Origin of the sequence: Exiguobacterium sp. Leaf187, assembly GCF_001423925.1 — a bacterium.
Taxonomy (GTDB): Bacteria; Bacillota; Bacilli; order Exiguobacteriales; family Exiguobacteriaceae; genus Exiguobacterium_A; species Exiguobacterium_A indicum.
Genome location: NZ_LMPR01000002.1, coordinates 73,987 through 92,949 on the forward strand (window position 1 = coordinate 73,987; position 18,963 = coordinate 92,949).

21 protein-coding genes are annotated in these 18,963 nt (G+C 46.4%); 20 read left to right on the plus strand and 1 reads right to left on the minus strand.

Annotated elements, in window-relative coordinates; all coding sequences use genetic code 11:
• The first annotated feature begins 38 nt into the window (after nucleotides 1–38).
• The 18 genes from ASF99_RS00380 to ASF99_RS00465 all read left to right on the plus strand — a co-directional run bounded on the left by ASF99_RS00380 (nucleotide 39) and on the right by ASF99_RS00465 (nucleotide 16,802).
• A complete protein-coding gene (locus ASF99_RS00380; RefSeq protein WP_200934657.1) occupies nucleotides 39–419 on the plus strand; it encodes a GntR family transcriptional regulator in 381 nt (126 codons plus the stop codon).
• Nucleotides 412–1,092 carry an ATP-binding cassette domain-containing protein gene (locus ASF99_RS00385; protein WP_055966405.1) on the plus strand — a complete coding sequence of 227 codons (681 nt, stop codon included), beginning with the start codon at nucleotides 412–414 and terminating at the stop codon, nucleotides 1,090–1,092. Before ASF99_RS00380 ends, ASF99_RS00385 begins: the two co-directional genes overlap by 8 nt.
• Nucleotides 1,089–1,907: a hypothetical protein gene (locus ASF99_RS00390; protein ID WP_055966408.1), complete on the plus strand. Its 819-nt coding sequence runs from the start codon at nucleotides 1,089–1,091 to the stop codon at nucleotides 1,905–1,907. The genes ASF99_RS00385 and ASF99_RS00390 overlap by 4 nt, the downstream gene beginning before the upstream one ends.
• Nucleotides 1,908–1,924: 17 nt before the next feature.
• Nucleotides 1,925–3,022 (plus strand): hypothetical protein, encoded by a 1,098-nt coding sequence (locus ASF99_RS00395; protein ID WP_055966411.1) that lies wholly within the window; start codon nucleotides 1,925–1,927, stop codon nucleotides 3,020–3,022.
• 877 nt (nucleotides 3,023–3,899) lie between these two features.
• Nucleotides 3,900–4,388 carry a helix-turn-helix domain-containing protein gene (locus ASF99_RS00400; protein WP_055966414.1) on the plus strand — a complete coding sequence of 163 codons (489 nt, stop codon included), beginning with the start codon at nucleotides 3,900–3,902 and terminating at the stop codon, nucleotides 4,386–4,388.
• A gap of 358 nt (nucleotides 4,389–4,746) precedes the next feature.
• Complete coding sequence (locus ASF99_RS00405; RefSeq protein WP_055966418.1) at nucleotides 4,747–4,935, plus strand: hypothetical protein; 189 nt, start codon at nucleotides 4,747–4,749, stop codon at nucleotides 4,933–4,935.
• Between the two features lie 14 nt (nucleotides 4,936–4,949).
• Nucleotides 4,950–5,174 carry a hypothetical protein gene (locus tag ASF99_RS00410; protein WP_055966421.1) on the plus strand — a complete coding sequence of 75 codons (225 nt, stop codon included), beginning with the start codon at nucleotides 4,950–4,952 and terminating at the stop codon, nucleotides 5,172–5,174.
• A 90-nt stretch (nucleotides 5,175–5,264) separates the two neighbouring features.
• Nucleotides 5,265–6,356, plus strand: coding sequence for a hypothetical protein (locus tag ASF99_RS00415; protein WP_055966424.1), 1,092 nt, complete (start codon nucleotides 5,265–5,267; stop codon nucleotides 6,354–6,356).
• Between the two features lie 22 nt (nucleotides 6,357–6,378).
• Nucleotides 6,379–8,754, plus strand: a complete 2,376-nt coding sequence (locus ASF99_RS00420) for a VirD4-like conjugal transfer protein, CD1115 family (RefSeq protein WP_055966426.1) — start codon at nucleotides 6,379–6,381, stop codon at nucleotides 8,752–8,754.
• Nucleotides 8,755–8,766: 12 nt separating this feature from the next.
• Complete coding sequence (locus ASF99_RS00425) at nucleotides 8,767–9,072, plus strand: hypothetical protein (RefSeq protein ID WP_055966429.1); 306 nt, start codon at nucleotides 8,767–8,769, stop codon at nucleotides 9,070–9,072.
• The gene (locus ASF99_RS00430) at nucleotides 9,039–9,467 is read left to right on the plus strand and encodes a hypothetical protein (RefSeq protein WP_055966432.1); all 429 of its coding nucleotides are present in this window, start codon (nucleotides 9,039–9,041) and stop codon (nucleotides 9,465–9,467) included. The genes ASF99_RS00425 and ASF99_RS00430 overlap by 34 nt, the downstream gene beginning before the upstream one ends.
• A 15-nt stretch (nucleotides 9,468–9,482) precedes the next feature.
• A complete protein-coding gene (locus ASF99_RS00435) occupies nucleotides 9,483–11,390 on the plus strand; it encodes a pLS20_p028 family conjugation system transmembrane protein (RefSeq protein ID WP_055966436.1) in 1,908 nt (635 codons plus the stop codon).
• Nucleotides 11,391–11,394: 4 nt separating this feature from the next.
• Nucleotides 11,395–11,706 carry a DUF5592 family protein gene (locus tag ASF99_RS00440; RefSeq protein ID WP_055966439.1) on the plus strand — a complete coding sequence of 104 codons (312 nt, stop codon included), beginning with the start codon at nucleotides 11,395–11,397 and terminating at the stop codon, nucleotides 11,704–11,706.
• 4 nt (nucleotides 11,707–11,710) lie between these two features.
• Nucleotides 11,711–12,346 carry a hypothetical protein gene (locus ASF99_RS00445; RefSeq protein ID WP_055966442.1) on the plus strand — a complete coding sequence of 212 codons (636 nt, stop codon included), beginning with the start codon at nucleotides 11,711–11,713 and terminating at the stop codon, nucleotides 12,344–12,346.
• 7 nt (nucleotides 12,347–12,353) lie between these two features.
• On the plus strand, nucleotides 12,354–14,297 hold the full coding sequence (locus ASF99_RS00450; protein WP_055966445.1) for a VirB4 family type IV secretion system protein: 1,944 nt from the start codon (nucleotides 12,354–12,356) through the stop codon (nucleotides 14,295–14,297).
• A complete protein-coding gene (locus tag ASF99_RS17735) occupies nucleotides 14,297–15,403 on the plus strand; it encodes a lysozyme family protein (RefSeq protein WP_055966448.1) in 1,107 nt (368 codons plus the stop codon). The genes ASF99_RS00450 and ASF99_RS17735 overlap by 1 nt, the downstream gene beginning before the upstream one ends.
• A gap of 13 nt (nucleotides 15,404–15,416) precedes the next feature.
• Entirely contained in the window at nucleotides 15,417–15,962 is a 546-nt protein-coding gene (locus ASF99_RS00460; RefSeq protein WP_055966451.1) for a hypothetical protein, read from the plus strand.
• Nucleotides 15,963–16,802, plus strand: a complete 840-nt coding sequence (locus ASF99_RS00465) for a hypothetical protein (RefSeq protein ID WP_055966454.1) — start codon at nucleotides 15,963–15,965, stop codon at nucleotides 16,800–16,802.
• Between the two features lie 423 nt (nucleotides 16,803–17,225).
• Here the strand turns inward: ASF99_RS00465 and ASF99_RS17180 are convergent, their stop codons facing one another.
• The gene (locus ASF99_RS17180; protein ID WP_156357170.1) at nucleotides 17,226–17,393 is read right to left on the minus strand and encodes a hypothetical protein; all 168 of its coding nucleotides are present in this window, start codon (nucleotides 17,391–17,393) and stop codon (nucleotides 17,226–17,228) included.
• A 137-nt stretch (nucleotides 17,394–17,530) separates the two neighbouring features.
• On the opposite strand from ASF99_RS17180, the gene ASF99_RS00470 reads away from it, so the two are divergent.
• Entirely contained in the window at nucleotides 17,531–17,782 is a 252-nt protein-coding gene (locus ASF99_RS00470; RefSeq protein ID WP_055966457.1) for a hypothetical protein, read from the plus strand.
• On the plus strand, nucleotides 17,775–18,935 hold the full coding sequence (gene mobP2 / locus ASF99_RS00475; RefSeq protein ID WP_055966460.1) for a MobP2 family relaxase: 1,161 nt from the start codon (nucleotides 17,775–17,777) through the stop codon (nucleotides 18,933–18,935). Before ASF99_RS00470 ends, mobP2 begins: the two co-directional genes overlap by 8 nt.
• The last annotated feature ends 28 nt before the right edge of the window (nucleotides 18,936–18,963 follow it).

The window sequence follows — 18,963 nt, forward strand, 5'->3', positions numbered from 1 at the left end:
TATTGTTTTAATACATTGATTATTAAGAGGTGAATTACTTGGAATTCGATCAGAGAAGCCCCGTCTACCTACAGGTCATTCGTTGGTTTAAAGAACGGATTGCGACTGGAGAGTTTGTTGGTGGACAGGAAATTCCGTCCCGACGCGCCCTTGCTGCAGAGTTAGGTATCAATCCAAATACGGCACAAAAAGTATATAAGGAAATGGAGGAACAACAATTGATCACGACAGAACGAAATGTACCAAGTAGAATCACGACTGATCCACAAGTCGTCGAACGTGTACGCTCCGAATTATTAAGTGAGGCAGTCGCACAGTTTGTCACAGCAGTACAAGCGATTCAAGTGCCACTTGATGAAGTCATGTCGACGGTTCAGAACGTGTATCAAACCAACGAGCGAGGTGAGTTGGATGCTTGAGGTGCACGGCTTACATAAAAAATACGGACGAAAGCGTCCTGTACTTCAAGGCGTATCCTTCACGGTACCACCGAACCAACTCACTTGTCTGATTGGTTTAAACGGTGAAGGGAAGTCAACGATTTTAAAAAGTATCATGGGGCTCATCCCACTGGACGCAGGGACGATTGTAGTAGATGGTGAGATGTCGCGTGAGCGGATTGCATTTGTCCCTGATCTCTCGACGATGCCTGGTTATATGACTGTTGGGGATGCAATTCTTTATATGGAAGACTTCTATCCAGATTGGAATCACAAGACGGCAGAAGAATTGATGGCATTTTTCAAACTCCTGTCAACAGATAAGATTAGTGACTTATCAAAGGGAAACAAAGCGAAGGTTAATTTATTACTCGGTTTCTCGCTCGATCGTCCCTACTTGTTGCTAGACGAACCATTAGCAGGTATCGATCTCTTTACGAAGGAACAGATTGCTTGGATTTTCTCAAGTCACTATATGGAAGGACGCGGCATCTTAATGACGACGCATGAGATCGCAGAGGTCGAGCACTTGATTGATCGAGTTATTTTCTTACAAGACGGTAAAATCATCCATGAAGATGATGCTGAGGAGATGCGTGAGTTATATGGAAAATCGGTTCAGGACCGGATGCGTGAGGTATTCCAGCGATGAAAAAATTCATATTGTTATTGAATGAAGAATTAAAACGCGGAGCTAAGTTTTATCTGATTGCTCTTGTTGGACTAGTAGTACTAGAATTTATTTCTGTCGTCTATGAAATAAAGAGTTATCAGTCTAACGTCGAAGAGTATATGCGTGTGGATCGTATCTCACAAATGGAAGCAGTTCGTTTAGCAGGTGGTCCTTTTAATTTTGGTAATGCAACTTCTTACTTCCAGTACATTATTGCCATTGCCATGATGTTAATACTCTTACTCGCTTTCCAGATTTGGTATCGTGATTGGTTTGGTGAGTCGAAGTATATCTATCGATTACTGATGTTACCTGGGAAACGTACTGCAATCTTGATGTCGAAATTAACTGCGGTAATTCTAACGATTGCGAGCTTCATCGGCATTCAATGGATTGTTCTCTTATTAAGTGGGTCACTGTTCAAATGGTTAATGCCTGAAGATTTAATGGAATCCAAGCGAGTGTTTGGAGAGAATAGAGTTATAAGCATGTTCTACACGTTCAATATTGCGGATACGTTTATTATCCTTTTGGTATCAACTCTTGTTGTTTCTTTTGTTTTCCTCATTATTTTGATTGAACGTTCTTATCGTAAACGTTTAGCAATCCTGCATGTAGTGTTGGATGTTGTATTGCTCATCGTTCCTCTTGTAGGACTTGTTTATTTCTTTGAGAACACGCATTTTCTATACCCTGATCAAATCACGACGTTTGTTATTGGTTACTTCCTTCTTTACTTTGTCTATGTCTATTGGAAGAGCATCCGGCTATTGAATCATAAAATCTCTATTTAAGGAGTGAAACGAAACGCATGCGACGTTATAAACATGTATTAGCAATCGGTGGATTGAGTCTGATTACGATTGGGAGCTATTTCGGTTATGCTGCAATGATCGATGAACCAGAATACGTCGTCGAATCTGTACAAGGAAAGGCAACAGATGATGCCGTAAAGGATCTTCACATCGAACTTGCAAGCGCTCGAGTCAAACCTAATTTATATGATATAAAGTTAGATGGCACAATCAAGGTTTCTGAACAAAATTATTTAACCAGCTTATATGATTCGATTGATATTAACTACCCAAAAGATTTTTATCGTTTCATTCGGGGAACAAATGTATCCTCTAGCGAATATGGCACCTATACATACGGAATTGAACTGAAGTCCGATCATATCAATTATCAATCCTATGATGAAAAAACTAAAAAATATACAAAAATACGATTCCCTTATGCTACAACCAACAGTCATCAATACCAAGATAATGAGAATGTGTTTCAAATACTTGGTCACACCAAAGAACAACTCTATATTGCACAGAATGCCTATGGTCCAAGTAAAGATATGAAAATTCTACGTCTTGATATCAAAAAACGCCATATAGAAGAAGTACCATTTATATCGCCGCCTCCAAAACAAAATCAATCTCGTACACTTGTTTCTTCAAATGAATTTGGAACACTATATATTTTAGAAACAACTGATGAAAATGATGTGATCAATAAGTTTGATTATTATCTCGATAATGGGAAATCAGTTAAGAAAATTAAAGCATTAAATAAGTTTGCATATAATGGTTCAATGGATTTAATCTCCGACAATCGTCAATTATTACTGTATGATTCACCTGAAGACCACAGTAAAGACATCGTATGGAGAATTTACGATTTTAAGACAGACAAATTGAGTGAACATCGAGTAACTGCTAAGTATCCAAATCAGTTTAATCGTACACAAATCTTTAATACTGACGAACGATTATATCAAGTATCTCCTGTCGAAAAGTCAAACTTCCAAGTGACCGTCATTAATCTACTAAATGATTCGATTGAGTATCAAGGAATCATTCGAGACAAAAACGGACTAAAGAATTTTAATATACATGATGTACGAATTGAAAACTAAAAAAACTAGGTGAAATTCAATCTAAATTTTTTGAATAACACTAATTAAGAGCGGAGTCCTATTAGGATCCGCTCTTTCAGTTAATAAGCATACAAACTCATTATCTATTAACCAATTCTTATTGGTTTATAAATGCTTGATAGTCCTACATATACGTTCCATTGAGAAAAAGGTATTTGTATAACATCAGCTTTTAATTATAAAAGTAGAAATCGTCGTGTAAATTTTCTTAAGCATGCTTCACTAACACTTAATCCTCATCGGCATAGATAGCATCCTTTCCCCTTCTTCAATCTTGAGGGCGGAGACGGGGCTAGGTTGTAATCAATCATTGCTTCTAACATTTCTTTGAGGACCTTTTAAGCATGTTTGACATCTTCTAAGAGTGTCTCGCCATCAGAGTATAAACATTCTCTTGATCTAGAAATCGAACGAGATAGCAATAATCCTCCAGATCAGGTGTGACGACAGCGTAGTATTTAAATGTTTGCATGGATGTACCTCCCTAGTGATGTCTTATGTAAATCGTCGAGTGACATGGAATAGGGCACGTCCGAACTGATAATAGCTATATTTTATACAAAAACTAACATTTAGTCGTGAGAGTAATCACAAAAACCAATTCTAGGGCTAGATTTTTAATCAAATACACTACTCTATCGGGATAGCCTATTTTACATTTTGAATACATATTTACCTTACTTTTTAGAAATGCATCAAAAAGATGCTGCTATCACTATCTTCGTCAAAATTCGACGTTCGTAATAGCTTTGACACATCAAAATAACAATTGAATTAACAGAATAATCTGCTATATTCTAACTATCACCAGGAAGACATTGTCATATAGCATTTCTCGAAGGAAAGGAGCATGTTTATGTACCGATTCGGAGAGTGGTTAAGACGTGAACGCCTAGAACATGGTTGGAGTCAGGTAGAGTTAGCAGAGAAGACGTATGGAGAGATTTCGCAGGCAGCCATCAGCGCCTACGAGCGGAATCGCTCACTTCCCTCTATACTCGATATCCAGATCCTTGCGACAGCGTGTGAACAGACATTAGGATCTATTCCTTGGGACGATTTCGACTTAAGGATGGAGAAGAAGCGAAACTGGTCCAACCTAAAGCACGAACGCTTCGATCTAGCAGAACTGCCACTTGCGGATTCCGTCCGCACGTTTGACGGTAAGACCTATCAGCTGCACGGACGAATTGCGATCGAACAAGAGAGTAAAGAGACGCAAGAAATTTCGCAACTCTATTACCGAATCCGTACGGTCGTCGGAGAGAATCAAGTGATTGCAAAACGAAAGCATCCGAACGATGAACTGATTCACGTATCACGTCGCAGACTAGTTCACCAGTAATAAATGCTTTATGAATACGTATCTACTTATGAAATATCACGAACCAATGATAATAGGAATAGGATTTGATGATCGTAGCAGCATATCGCTAAGGACAGTCCCTCCAATCATATATTGGCGTGTCCCTCCCGAGTGACCGGGTGAGCGGGATATACGCAAAAATGGTTTGGCGAGAGTCACCTAAAACTCGCCCACAGGTCACGTCATCGTTAAGGGTCATCGAAAAACCCTAGACAGATGTCCGGTACCGGATGTCAGAGTTCGTGGGGAAACGTGCTGAAAACCCACCGCCTGCTCGACTCCGACTGTCCTTAAGGATGTGCTGCTGCACATCGATCTTTAGGAAGGAGTGTACGTTATGCCGACACGTGAACAGAAGCAGAACAAGACCTTTGCCGAGAAGTTGCTTCGAATCCAAGGGAAAGACTATGAGGAGTGGCTCGACGCTCAGCATCAGCTCATCATCCAGGAGAACCAGGAACTGATCTTGGAAGCACTCGACTCAAAACTGAACTTCACATCACCTGCAGCCACTTCACGGGATTGAGAGGAGGGAAACAGATGGGATTGAACGAGACAGGACTCAGCTTGCTCCAGTTCTTTCAAGGGCTCGCCGTTATTTCGGCAGCCATCGCCTTCGCAATTGCTGGCTTCTACTTTATCTTCGGGGGAGACCGAGGGCGATCAAAAGCAGTAAGTTGGCTCGTCGGCGGTGCTGTTGGCCTAATAATCATTATGGGGGCCGTCGCGCTCGCTGAAATCGTTAACGAAAAAATCAAATTCTGATTAAATAGTACCGCTTAGAATGTCATTCCGAACTGAATGGCTTTTTTTATTGCCCTCATTACGATGTCTTGCTCCAAAGGAGGAGAATGTATGCTCTTCGTCCGTTTCACAGATGTACCGAAAGAGACCTTTGCTAACTATGAGCGTCTCCCGTATGAGGAGGCGCTTTTATTATCGACTCAAGTCCATCAAGAAGCCCAGCAAGCGAACGAACGCTTCGCGAGTGAGTTTCGAATCTTCGATGATGCTGACCAACTCGTCTACAAAGGAACGTTCCAGTTTGGTGACCCGATCTATCCAAATCTCTATTTGCAGCTGAAGGACCGAATCCCGCGTATCCGGATTCGGAAGGAGGATGCAACAAAGAAGATCTTATTGCTCGAGAACTTGGAAAGTTTGACACCAGATTCCTACAAAACGATGACGGCGTCAGCGATCCAGCAACAGCCGGATGCGACACACATCTCCCGCTTACGTCGCGGACAACGTCGTCTTGTTTATGGCGTCAGTGGTGTCAGCCTCTTGCTCCTTAGTACGCTGTCCGTTGTCCAACTCGTTCAGCCGGATCCACCAAGCGGTGTCGAAGCGGAAATATCTGATTGGCAACCGCTCTATGAAACAGCGTTAACGGGAGAGACGGGTCCACTCGTCGAACGGCTCGAAAAACGAAAGTCGCTGAACGATGAACAACAGCAATTCCTGATCACACAATACATCGAAAAACAAGACTATGATCAAGCCGTCGACGTGACGAATGACCCGATCGATGTCGAGACGATCATCATGCAGTCGAAACGATTCGCGACCAATCGTCAGGATACGCTACAAGCCTTCCAAGCCGTTTATCCGACGGACGAAGGATCGTTCGACCTTGCTATCTTGCAGAAAGATTATAAATATGCCATCTCGCTTACGGGCGTCGAGATGACGACAGCCCGTCAGGAAGCCAAAACACGTGCCTACATCGCATTGAAAGATGTGACGAAGGCTCAAGAAAGCGTCAAGACGATCAACGACGAGCAATTAAAGAAGCAAGTCGCAACACTTGTTCAACTGGACGAAGAGATTCAAGAACTCGAGGATCAAAAGCGACAGTTATTGAAGAAGAAAGATAAAAAAGAGTTAAAGAAGCTAAACGAGTTGCTCGAAGCGAAGCAAAGACAAAGTAATAGAATTATTTAGTGAAAGTATGGTGATTGAAATAATGAATAAACCACAGTCATTACAATCTATTCTTTCATCTACCTGGTTTTGGCACTGTTTTGTCTTCTTGATTGCGTTACCGACGGTTTTGTTCTTCGTACTCAATGTAACATTTCATTTCTTACAACAAACGATCAAAAATCTCTTCCAAGACAGGAAATTGACGACCGACTCTCCACTACAGTACGAATCGAGTTGGTGGACAACGCTCGCTTGGTCGACCTCCATCGCTTTCGCTTTGTTCGGTGTCTGCTTCCTCTTAGGAGGATTTCTCTTATTAAAGTATTGGCTCAACTTCCGTGATCTCAAGGCTGCACAGAAAGGAAGTGCCCGCTTCACGACGTTCCAAGAGCTGAAACAGCAGTATCGCGATGTTCCGGATCGTAAGGAAACATACAGCGGATTTGGTGGTGTCCCGGTCGGCCGTTACCGCGATCGTCTCTACATCGATGATAGTGCCGTCAATAATCTTGTCATCGGGACGACCCGTTCCGGGAAGGGTGAGACGTTCGTCTTCTCGACGATCGACCTCTACAGTCGTGCTGAACGCCAAGCGAGCCTGATCATCAATGATCCGAAAGGTGAACTATTCGCCGCCTCCAAAGAGACGCTTGAAGCACGCGGCTATCAGGTCGAGGTCCTGAACCTGATGAATCCATCGCAATCAATGTCCTATAACCTGTTGCAACTGACAATCGACGCGTATTTGGACGACAACTATTCGCTCGCTCAGCAATATGCTCGTTCGGTCGCCTACATGCTCTATCATGACCCAAATGCAAAGGATCCGTTCTGGAGTAACTCCTCAACGGACCTTTGCACCGCCCTGATTCTCGGGTTATGTGAGCAAGCCAAACACGAACCGGAGAAGATCACGATGTATAACGTCGCTTTGATGTTGTCCGATCTCGGCTCACGGACGATCATCGATGGAATGGGAAAGGAACAATCGGCACTCGACGCCTTCTTCGCTGCCTTTCCCGAAAATCATCCGGCACGCATGCAGTATGCGACGCTTCATTTCTCCGGGGGGCAGACGCGCGCAAGTATCCTCGCCAATACGAATGCTAAGCTCGGGATTTTCACGCTCGATGCAACAGCACGTTTAACGGCACAAAATTCCCTTGATATGAAACTGATTGGTTTCAACCGTTGGATTCGCGGACGTGCCCTTCCCTTGTCACGGTTGACGTTCTACTTTCCAAGTGGGAAACAACTCGCCTTGACGACGGACGACGACGGGAGTTTTGTACTCCATCACGAAGAAAACCTTGAGGTGGATACCGAGATCACCGTAGAAAGTGAAGGACAGCAGTACACTGTGTCACTCTCAGGTTTGAGAGGCGAGACGTACGGTGTCTTCGACTGGACTACAGATGCACCAATCGACATCCGGGAGATTCGTCAGCATCCGTGCCCGGTCGCCGTCTTCCTGATTGTTCCGGACTATGATCCGACACTGAATGTCATCGCCTCACTGTACGTCAAACAAGTCTATACCTCCCTCGCTCGCGTCGCCTCGCAAGCGTCGAGCGGACGTTGTGAACGCCAGGTTATCTTCCTGCTCGACGAATTTGGGAACATGCCAGCGATTGAAGGGATGGCGAACATCATCACCGTCTGTCTCGGCCGGAACATCCGCTTCAACCTCGTCATCCAGTCCTACGCCCAACTCGAGAACCTCTATGGGGAGGATTGGAAGACGATCGACGGGAACTGCGGAAACACGCACTACCTACTGACAGCAGATGAGTCGACGGCAGAATTGATTTCGAAGAAGCTCGGGGAGCAAACGATCGTCACAAAGTCGCGTTCCGGACAGACGTTCTCTCTCTCGAAGTCGAAGACGGAGAGTGTCGATGGTCGGCGCTTGCTGACGGCAACCGAGGTGATGGGACTGAAGGAAGGCGAGATGTTAATCATCCGCGTCATCAAGCGGCAAGATAAACAACAGAACCGGATCCAGTCCTATCCCCTCTTCTTGACCGGACAGACAGCGATGAAATACCGCTATGAATACTTGGCGGACGACTTCAATACGGACCGTTCCATCAATGATCTCGTCATTCCCTGCGCACATGCCCATCTCGACCTGAATACACTTCGTGTTCCGTTCCATCTCGGCGCCTCCTCAGTTGCATCGAAAACAGTTGAGACGGATAAGGAGACGCCTGACGCAACAGAATGGCGCGTTTGCGATGTCCTGCAGCCGAAAATTCTCCGCTCGATCTTTGAGACGACCGAATACGATACGTTATCGATTGATCTGTTCGAGCAAGGCATTGAGGATAGGACAATCCCTGTAACCGACAACCAGCGTCACTTTTTGAAGACGATCATCAGTAAACGACTCGAGAAACTTCGTCATGGCGTTTAAGGAGGGCATCATATGACAGAACTGACACGCACGGAACGCGTCCAGCGCGAACTCCGCGTCATCGCGACCATCATCAAGGAGAATAAGAAGCGCCTCCGTCGCGGAGAAGTCTTAAACATCCAGACCCGGGACGGATTCCTGGTTATATTTGAGGAAGAAGACCCAGACTCAGGCGACCGAAAAACTGTTACGCTTATAGACACATTCGATTTCCGAGTCCACGTCAGTAATGGTGATCTAACGGATCCGGAACAGGTGTCATTAACGGAAAAAGGGGTGGAGGCATGCAAGCGAAACGAGTACTCTCCGGACTATTGATTTCCTCTGCGTTACTTTTAGTTGGTTGTAGTGAAGAAACGTCGAAAAGTACATTAACTCAGATAAAAGATTCTGAAGTTGATAAGATGATGAATGGTAAAAAAGACGGTATTTTATTAGTTGTAAAAGAAACTGATGGAGAATTTGAGAGTTACGTCAATAAGATTAAAAACATCTCTGAAGAAAAGAACAAATCAGTAAAGATGTACAATACATTTCAACCTGATGGAAAAGAACTAGTTAACAGAGATACTTTTGAATACACATCCGAATTAAAAGGAGAGCGTCTATACTTCATTAAGGATGGTGAAGTACAAGACGAGCTAAATGTTAATGTCCTTACTGGAACTCAACTGAACGATGAAATCGAAAAATTTATTGATCAGAACAGTTAATAAGGGGTGAATCTTATGACAGATTCCGAGCTAATTTCAAAGTTCAAAGACCTTGAGGATATTTTTAATCTCAGTAATCTTGTAAATGATGCGCTAAGGACTGTTGGATGGATATTAGTTCGGGGACTTGCTGTCATAATTGATGGATTGGAAGAAGTAACGAACAATATCCTGTTAACAAAGACATTCTTTAATAATCCAGAAGTGGTTGAATTCGTTCAGACGATTCAACCTTTTTTGTTCGCTATTTTAGCTGGTAGCTTTTTATTTACAGGCTATCTGATCATTTTTCAAAAGAAATTCGATCGCGAAGGGTTCTTAATCAATTTATTTATCACACTATTAATTCTTGGGTTACTTTCCCCGACCATGATAAAAGTGAATGATTTTTCTGATGAAGCGATTGCTCAAACTAAGTCCAGTGATTTGTATAGCGAAAACGACCCTACGATTTCAAATAAAATTTTGCTTCAGAACATTCATGATTTAGTACTCTACGATAAAAAAGAATTTAAAGTAGCTGATCAGAAAGAAAAAATGAATAACATACCTGAATCATTAGTAAAAAACCTGAGGGTCAATGAGGTGTTTGATCAAAATGATTTTTCACTATCTGACACAGGAGTTAAACTTTCTGAGAGTTTTGTAATGTGGGACGGACAAAAAGCTGTGTTAGGCGAACTCGATCAAAGCGGTGTTGAATGGAACAACCAGTACTACTATCGCTATCATCCGAACTGGCTGACGATTCTTGTCACCCTTGGCGTGATGGGCTTCACCCTCTTCTCGATTGCCTACAAGCTGGCTCGACTTTCGTTCGAGCTGGCTTTTAATTATGTCCTGGCGATTTTAGTCGCTCCCGCCGACCTGCACAGCGGACAAAAGACGAAGAAAGTCATTCAAAGCATCCTGAATACATTCCTCGTCATTATCTTGATTTTCGTCTCGATTAAGCTCTACACGATTGGGACGGCTTATTTGGCTGATACACTCGACGGTCTCGCCTACTTGATCGCCTTGATCGCTTTCTCTGCCGCCTTGATTGATGGACCGAACATGGTCGAACGTCTTTTCGGGATTGATGCGGGTCTGAAACGTGGATGGGGTGTCGCACTCGGGGCGTATGCTGTCGGGAAAGGAACGGCAAAAGTCGGCGCTCGTGTTGCTGGACAGACGATGAAGAGTACATCACGCCCTACTACACCATCTGCCTCAGAAGCTGCCAGTACGAAGTTACCACCGAATCCGCCATCAGGTGGTGGCACACCGACGGGTCGTCCGGATCGTTCGTCTAACAGTGTGCCAGTTCGTTCGCAAGCACAAGAGCGAGCTTCACGATCAACTGGACAAGAGAACAAACGCATTAAATCCACTGATTTATCGACGCACGACACGAATTTGGAGAGTCCGACTGCAACAACATCAAAAGAGTCCATGCCAAGCCGTTCGAACTCCATCTCACCACAATCACCTGCGACTACTCCGTCATCATCGCAAACGCCTGTTGCACAACTGAAGATGCCCGATGGATCGATGAAGGAACAACCAACTACTTCACCTGATGCGTTCAATACCTCTGAAACAACTGTCGCATCGCAACCTACTTCACCGTCGGAACAACCGATTGGAACACGTGCACCTAATCCATCTTCTATTCACTCAGGATCAACATCTAACACGACACCTAAAGAGATATCACATACTCTACCCTCTTCAGGCGCGAGCAATTCTTCACCTTCTATCACTGAGTCGCAAGAGATATCATCCGGAACACAGCGGCAACGAAAGTCGATCTATCAGACACTGGAGACGACGACACAAAAAGAACTCAAGCACATCGAACAAACGCAGACACGTGTGACGTCAGAATCGTCCCGGATGTACTCGACCGATGTCCCGCGTCTAGACCCGAAAAAGGAGTGAGACCATGCAACAGCGCAAGTACCGGATTCCGAACGAAGTCACGACCGAGCTGAAGATCAATAAGATGCTCTATCTCTATGATTTACTCTTTCTCGTCGCTTTGATCATCGTCCGGTTAATTGCCCTACCGTTCATCCCGGACGCCTTACATCTTCCATTCACATTCTTCCTGGTCGCGTTCGGACTCTTCCTCGTCATCCGCCCAACGACGAATCCAGAGAAACGGATGATTCACGTTCTCTATTACGCGCTGATGAAGAAGAAAGACACGTATATCGCATTGACCGACGGCAAGGATGAATCGAAAGGGGCGTGATGGCATGAGTTTATCGGAAGAGAAACGATCTAAAACAATTCCGACGACAGACATTACTTGGCTCGATGAGATGCAATTGACGAAACCACCAGCACGGAAGGAAAAACGCATCCGGATCCCGCCATCTGTCGCTTCTCTGCTACCGATCGTTGATGCCACAGCGCTCGATGGTTTCGAGATGCAGGATGGAACATACTGCGATATCATTCAGCTGACTTCAAAGGATATCTATGGGTTGTCCGAAACCGAGAAGGACCATGACATCTTCTCCCTCGCCTATCTGTTGCAGGCGTACATTCATCCGTTAAAGGTGATTCCGCTCAATACACCGCTTAATCTCGAAACACAGAAACAACGCATCGAACGACAGTTGCGGCAAAATCAAAACGCCGCCTATCATCCGTTTTTGCAAAAGAAGAAGCAAGAATTGATCTACCTCGAGGAGCATCGCACCAATCGCGATTATCTCCTCTTTTTTTATGCCCCGGATGAGGCGATGCTGCGGGAACGGAAGCATCAATTGACGAAACTCCTTCGACGCAGCAACCCGATGGTCGAACTGACACTCGAACAGAAAATCCATGTGTTGTTCCAGCTGCACAACCCGAATACGAAACCGACCCAGGACGGAAAGGAGTGATGGCGTCATGTGGCGTACGCGTTTCCTACGGAAGCAGGATCCAGAGACAATCAAACGACAGGATGGTTACAACCCGACTTTTGTCCAAGTCATCCAACCGCAAGGCGGACTCCGCTTCGAACCGAACTATGTCCGGACCGGTGATGGCTATCTTGCCTGCCTCCATGTCTATAAATATCAATCGACCGTCTACGACTTCTGGCTCGAACCCATCCTCAACCTCCCCGGTGTCCTGACGACGCTCGACATCGGGACGGCGGATAAACGGGAGATGATCCGGACCATCAACAAGTCGATGGCCGAGCAGAATACGCGCTTCGAGAACGCAAAGGACAACGTCGACCGGATCGATGCGCGGGAAACGTACAAAGAATTGAATGAACTCTATGAACAGATTACGCAAGGCGAGACGATGAAGTATTTGCACCTCCGGCTCTATGTCAAAGCGAAGACACTCGACGTACTCGAACGCCAAGTCCAGGATGTGATGGAGGAACTCGAGGCACGGAACTTCCGTGCAACCGTCTTCCTGAACGAACAGGAATGGGAATGGCAGAGTCTGTTCCTCAGCTACGAGCAACAACAAAAACTACCGAACCGACGTCGCGGCAAAGAGATCCCTTCACTTTCAATCGCGGGTGGTTATCCGTTCCACTTCACGTCGCTACAGGATCCGACGGGAACCTACTATGGGACGACTGACACGAACGGGAGTGTCATCTTCGACTTGTTCCATAAGGACAAACAACGGAAGTTCTACAACGCCTTGATGATCGGCAAGATGGGCTCCGGGAAGTCCACGTTGCTCAAGAAGACAGTTCTCGATCAAGCGATCAAAGGGAATCACGTTCGCATCTTAGACGTGACGGGCGAGTTCTCCGACCTCGTCCGGCAACTGGGTGGGAAGGAGATTGCACTCGACGGATCCGCTGGACGGATCAATCCGCTCCATGTCTATAAGACGGTCACACATGCCGACGGCTCGGCAGATGAGGCGCTCTCGTTCATGCAACATTTGTCGAAGATTGCGGTCTTCTATCACTACATCAATCCAGCAGCTACGCAAGAAGAAGCGAACGAGTTCGAGATCCTACTCCGACAGCTCTATCTTGAGAAGGGACTGTGGAACGAGGACGGTGACGCGCCGATCACGACGCACCCAGCAAACACCTATCCGGTCTTCTCTGACTTCTTAGCGCTCGTCCGCTCTGAATTGTATGCGGACGATTCGCGGACGACGATCCGCGAGACGATCAGTACGAACCGTGTCCGCCGTCTTGAGAACATCGAGCTCGCGATTACGAACCTCGTCCACAACTACGGCAACATCTTCGACGGACATTCCTCGATCGAGCGATTTGACGAGGAAGCGATCGTCTCATTCCCGCTACGCAACCTGACCAATCTGAAAGACGAAATCTTTCAGGCACAGGTCTTCAACCTGATGAACATGCTTTGGGACGGGATGATCCTCAACGGTGCCGGACAACTCCGTAGCTACAATCAAGGCGAGCTGTTGATCGAGGATGCCTTCAAATATCTGATTGTCATCGATGAGGCGCATCACCTGATCAATACACGCGATATCGCACAACCCGCCATCCTGTACCTGCAACAGTTCATGCGGGAAGCACGGAAATACTTCGGTGGTATCTTCTTCGCTTCCCATTTGATCACGGACTTTGTCCCGACCGGTTCGAAGTCGGAGAACGCAGAAAACGTCAAGACGTTGTTCCAGCTAACGCAGTATAAGTTCATCGGCGAACAGGATGCCGAGAGTATTCCGACGATCCAGACCGTCTTCGACGGACAGTTGACGGAGAGTGAGACGCGGTTGATCCCGTCGCTCGAGACAGGACGGATCGTCCTCAGTATCTCCGGTGTGAAGACGCTGATTTTCGATGTCGATGTCTCACCTGAGGAGCTGACCCTGTTCGGAGGTGGTGCCTGATGTGGAGTACGCTCCGGCAGTCGGCACGTGTCGCCGTCCGGATGAAATGGCGACTCCTGACCTTGAAGTACCGTTTGATTGCTCTCGGCATCGCGCTCCTGCTCCTCCTGTTGATCATCCTCGTCGCAGGCATTCTCGATACGTTGACCGGGATCGAGAATGAGCAGACGACGGAGACACCCATCGCTTACTCGGACGCGAGCCTGCAAGTCAGTGATGATGTCCTACAATACCGCGAAGCGATCGCACGTGAATTAAAGAAAGAACAGCTTGAGGGACAGACGAACGTCGTCCTTGCGTTGATGATGCAGGAAAGCGGCGGACGCGGGAACGATCCGATGCAAGCGAGTGAATCGAAGTGCGGACGGATTGGCTGCATCACCTCTCCTGACGAGAGCATTCAGTACGGCGTGAAACACTTCGTATCCGTCTTCCGGGAAGCGAACGAGGATGTTAAGCTGACGCTCCAAAGTTACAACTTCGGAGGTGGCTTCATCGATTACGTCCAAGAAAATGGAGGACGCTATACGAAACAACTCGCGATTTCTTTTTCACAGATGATGTACCAACGCGTCAAGAAGAGCGGTATCTATCAGTGCCATCGTCCGAGCGCAATCGAGCATCAAGCCTGTTATGGTGACATCGAGTATGTCGATGCCGTCCTCCGTTATCTGACACCGACCGTACTGGCAGAAGGCAAGACAGGACCGATTAAAGGCAACCTCCATGCTCCGCTCGACATCCCACTGCAGATGACGTCGGGATTCGGTTCACGGATTGTTTTCGGAAAGACGGACGTTCATACGGGCATCGATTTCAGCTGTCACGATACCGATACCGTGCATGCCGTCCGTTCCGGTACCGTCACCTATAGTGGCTTGCGCGGACCGTATGGACAGCTTATTCAGATCAAACAAGGCGACTGGATCACCGCTTACGCCCACCTTTCTGCACGCCAGGTTAAGGCGGGGCAAAAGGTTGAAGCCGGACAAGCAATCGGAATGTGCGGGTCGACCGGACGTTCGACGGGCAATCATCTGCACATCGAATTCAAGACGAGTGATTGGTCCGGACACATTGATCCGGCACCACTGTTTTCGCTATAAGGAGGGATGAACTATGGCATTGACGAGTCGTCATCTCCTGTGGCTCGTATTGTTCTGTCTGTTGCTGTCTGTCAGTGCCAATGTCTATCAATATCGCTCCATGGCATCAGATGAACCGCATCGAATAGTCGAGAATGTGTTACCAAAAACGACGGTGTCAGATCCGTCTATCCCGACTGATGAACAAGAGCAAGAACAGAAATTGAGCATCTCTAAGAGCGCGGAACGCTTCATCACGTTCGCCTTCACATGGAAGGACGGGACCTATCCAACACGCAAACGACAAGCCTATCAGTATATGTCGGAGTCCATTAAACGGACGTTATTTGCGAGTAGCGGAAGCGATAGCAAGTTTACCGCCTCCGTCTCGGACATCGAAGTCTTTCCAAGTCAGGACGATCCGGAGCATTGTCTCGTCCGCTTCCAACGGACGTTGACGATCGATGCCAATGGTTATGAAGAGACGTCTGAAGAATTAGTTGAACTGACCTTTACGCATCAAGACGGTCGTTACATCGTCGATCAGATGAAGAGTCTTCAAACGTCAGGAGGTGTCTAAATGCAGACAAGAAAACGAAAGACGCTGACCCGTGACTGGTCGCGTTTGTATCTCGGAACAGGACTGTTCTTCTTGATCGGCTTTCTGTTTTTCGGCTTATCCTCCCTCTTCTTTGCTGAGGAACAACCGATCAATGCGACACCTATCGGCGAAGAACAACGGTTGACGAATGGACAGACGGTTACGCTTCTCAACTGGTCTCACGATGAGGAACGGAAGCAAATGCGAGTCCGTCTCCAGTTCGATCAACCTCAAGACTACGCGTCAAAGCTTGTGGCACGAATCGCGTACAAGGAACGACCAACAGATGAGCAACGCGTCCGCGTCGTCTATCAGCAGGACGAGCACTACGTCTTCGAAATCAAAGATGTACCGCGTGACTTTGATCAGCTAGCACTACGCTTGTATGTCATTAAGCCTGAACAGTCACTCGAGAAGCTGCGTGCGACGAAGCGAGAAGATTCTCTCGTCGAATCACTCTATATGGATCAGCGACGCGTCTTAAGGACGTCACTTTCTATTCAACAAGCAGACGACTACACGCAACTTTTTCTCGCTGACGAGCATCTGCAAAGTCAAAAACGGATCAAAAACACGAAGCGTGAACAGACGGAACAAGCTTCCCTCATCCAACAGATCGAACAGGACATCGAGGCAAAACAAGCCACCTTACCCGACCTGACACTCGATGAACAAGTCGAACGTGAGGATGAAATCTTCAATCTGAAGCAAGACAAAGAGGACGCACTGTTACGACAAACGGAATTGAAAAAACAACTCACACAAGAAGAAAAAAAGCAGACTCAACTGCGCATTAAAGCACGTGAACTGAAATGGTAAGGTGGCAAACACCGTGCCAAAATGCCGTTTTTAGTGGCACGCGGTGTGACCTTTTGGCGATTTTGATGATATCAAGGAAACACTAGGCTCCGCCTAGGCTAGCACGCTGAGTGATAGCAGTTTCCCCTTATGCTCTTTTTTCACGATTTTAGATCCATTTTGCTTTTTACTGCTTCTGATTTTTGGCTGGAGAACTTGATCGTTCTTCTATCTAGTCCAATAAAAAAACGAGCGTCGCGGCTCGTTGAATGTGTTCACGGATTATCTTTTTAACGACTCAAATACTTTCAACATGACATAAAACGAACCAAAACTAAAAGCTAATCCGAACAACGCGAGCACCCAAACCGACATCTTCCATCTCCTCCTCTCATCCTTATACAGCATTCGGAAGCGTGAGGTTTCAACGACTGGAAAAATTTATTAATTCATACCGATTGATTCTTTCTTTGCACTAGAAGCGTCACTCATATCAACTGAGAGAGATTCACGTGTGCGTGCCTTCGCATACAGGACTTTTAAAAGTTCCACGATCAAGGAGACGCTCACGGCTTCTCCAAGTGCGTAACTCTGTTCGATGATGGATTGCATATGTTTCCTCCGTTCTTTGTCTAAGTAGGATTGCCGTTCTCACTTCTAATGACAGGAGGAACGAGTGAATTGTTCGGAAAACTTTTCATTTTTTTAAATCATTAAGACTGACTTTCCTGATGGAAGGGGGAAGACGAATGGATCTCTTGATACGCGACATCGATCCCTTATTCGTCAAACAACTCGACGAACAGGCAGAGAAACAGATGTGTTCCCGACAAGAATTATTGAAAGGTTTGCTGACCACCTGGTGCGCAGACGGTGTCCAGTCGACACAGGTCGCACGCCTCGAACGACAGCTCGAAGCGAATACCTTGCATCTGAAGCGGAGTGCAACCGAACTCGAACACTTGACTACACTCTTCCGTGAGGTGATGCAGGATGAGTAACATTCCCGGCGTCATCATCAAGTCGAAGTTTAAGTTACCGCAAGAAAACCGACGTGCGCGTCGTTATACGACCTACCTCAGCTACATCGATCGACCAGAGACGAAAGCACGGTCGCATCAATTCGAGAACTATCACGACTATATGGAAGATGAACTGAAATCAAGTGGTCTCTTCACAGCGACACAAGACCGATTGAATGCGACTGAACGAGAGCAATTACGCGATATCTTCCGTCGGGCACAAGAGAACGGCAGCATCCTTTGGCAAGATGTCATCTCGTTCGATGAGACCTGGTTACAGGAAGTCGGCGTCAAAGAAAATCGTTACATCGATGAACAACGGTTGATGCAGGCGACACGGAACGCGACCGCGCTGATGATCGAAAAGGAACAGATGCTGCATGCAACATGGACCGCTGCGATTCATTACAACACGGATAACATCCACGTCCATGTCGCGACAGTTGAGACGATGCATCCACGTGAACGGGGCAAACGTAAACCAAAAACGATTGAGAAGATGAAGGCACAAGTCGTCCAAACACTCGCCGATCGGACACGGGAACAGGAGAAGTTGAATGCCTTTATCCGTGATGAAGTCCTCGCGCACAAACGAAATCATGCAACACTATCCGTTTCAAATCGCGTGCTACATCCGGAACTCGTACGCCAGTATAAAGCGATTCAGAAACAATTACCGGACGACAAGCGGCAACGGTATTACAACATGAACAGCATGCACGAACTGCGTCCTTCACTCAATCAGTTCACCGACACATATCTTGCGACGCATTTCGAGAAAGAACACGCCGCGTTCAAGCAACGACTCGATACGGAGGTCGCATTCTACGAACGGAGTTACGGTTCGGCATCTCAAGCATCGGCTTATCGGAAGACGAAAGAACAGGATCTCTATACACGAATGGGAAACGCCATCCTGTCCGAGATGCGTGAATCGTCTAAGTCACCTCAGGAGCTTGCAAAGATGAAGACATCCTCACCTAAACAAAAAATCCAAGCAGCGTTTCGACGTGAACGGATCATGCAAGAGACACTCTATCGAATCGGACGACACATGAACGATGAGTGGGAACACATACAAAATCAAAAAGCGTTTGAACTTCTGCAGCAAGAAATCGATCATGATCGATAAAAGAAAAAGTCACCCTTACGACAAAAGG

Coding starts and splice junctions, on each gene's coding strand:
- ASF99_RS00395 (WP_055966411.1), top strand. CDS start 1,925: ATGCGACGTTATAAACATGTATTAGCAATCGGTGGATTGAGTCTGATT.
- ASF99_RS00415 (WP_055966424.1), top strand. CDS start 5,265: ATGCTCTTCGTCCGTTTCACAGATGTACCGAAAGAGACCTTTGCTAAC.
- ASF99_RS17735 (WP_055966448.1), top strand. CDS start 14,297: ATGTGGAGTACGCTCCGGCAGTCGGCACGTGTCGCCGTCCGGATGAAA.
- ASF99_RS00450 (WP_055966445.1), top strand. CDS start 12,354: ATGTGGCGTACGCGTTTCCTACGGAAGCAGGATCCAGAGACAATCAAA.
- ASF99_RS00400 (WP_055966414.1), top strand. CDS start 3,900: ATGTACCGATTCGGAGAGTGGTTAAGACGTGAACGCCTAGAACATGGT.
- ASF99_RS00460 (WP_055966451.1), top strand. CDS start 15,417: ATGGCATTGACGAGTCGTCATCTCCTGTGGCTCGTATTGTTCTGTCTG.
- ASF99_RS00405 (WP_055966418.1), top strand. CDS start 4,747: ATGCCGACACGTGAACAGAAGCAGAACAAGACCTTTGCCGAGAAGTTG.
- ASF99_RS00445 (WP_055966442.1), top strand. CDS start 11,711: ATGAGTTTATCGGAAGAGAAACGATCTAAAACAATTCCGACGACAGAC.
- ASF99_RS00440 (WP_055966439.1), top strand. CDS start 11,395: ATGCAACAGCGCAAGTACCGGATTCCGAACGAAGTCACGACCGAGCTG.
- ASF99_RS17180 (WP_156357170.1), bottom strand. CDS start 17,393: ATGCAATCCATCATCGAACAGAGTTACGCACTTGGAGAAGCCGTGAGC.
- ASF99_RS00435 (WP_055966436.1), top strand. CDS start 9,483: ATGACAGATTCCGAGCTAATTTCAAAGTTCAAAGACCTTGAGGATATT.
- ASF99_RS00385 (WP_055966405.1), top strand. CDS start 412: ATGCTTGAGGTGCACGGCTTACATAAAAAATACGGACGAAAGCGTCCT.
- ASF99_RS00465 (WP_055966454.1), top strand. CDS start 15,963: ATGCAGACAAGAAAACGAAAGACGCTGACCCGTGACTGGTCGCGTTTG.
- ASF99_RS00390 (WP_055966408.1), top strand. CDS start 1,089: ATGAAAAAATTCATATTGTTATTGAATGAAGAATTAAAACGCGGAGCT.
- ASF99_RS00425 (WP_055966429.1), top strand. CDS start 8,767: ATGACAGAACTGACACGCACGGAACGCGTCCAGCGCGAACTCCGCGTC.
- mobP2 (WP_055966460.1), top strand. CDS start 17,775: ATGAGTAACATTCCCGGCGTCATCATCAAGTCGAAGTTTAAGTTACCG.
- ASF99_RS00410 (WP_055966421.1), top strand. CDS start 4,950: ATGGGATTGAACGAGACAGGACTCAGCTTGCTCCAGTTCTTTCAAGGG.
- ASF99_RS00430 (WP_055966432.1), top strand. CDS start 9,039: ATGCAAGCGAAACGAGTACTCTCCGGACTATTGATTTCCTCTGCGTTA.
- ASF99_RS00470 (WP_055966457.1), top strand. CDS start 17,531: ATGGATCTCTTGATACGCGACATCGATCCCTTATTCGTCAAACAACTC.
- ASF99_RS00420 (WP_055966426.1), top strand. CDS start 6,379: ATGAATAAACCACAGTCATTACAATCTATTCTTTCATCTACCTGGTTT.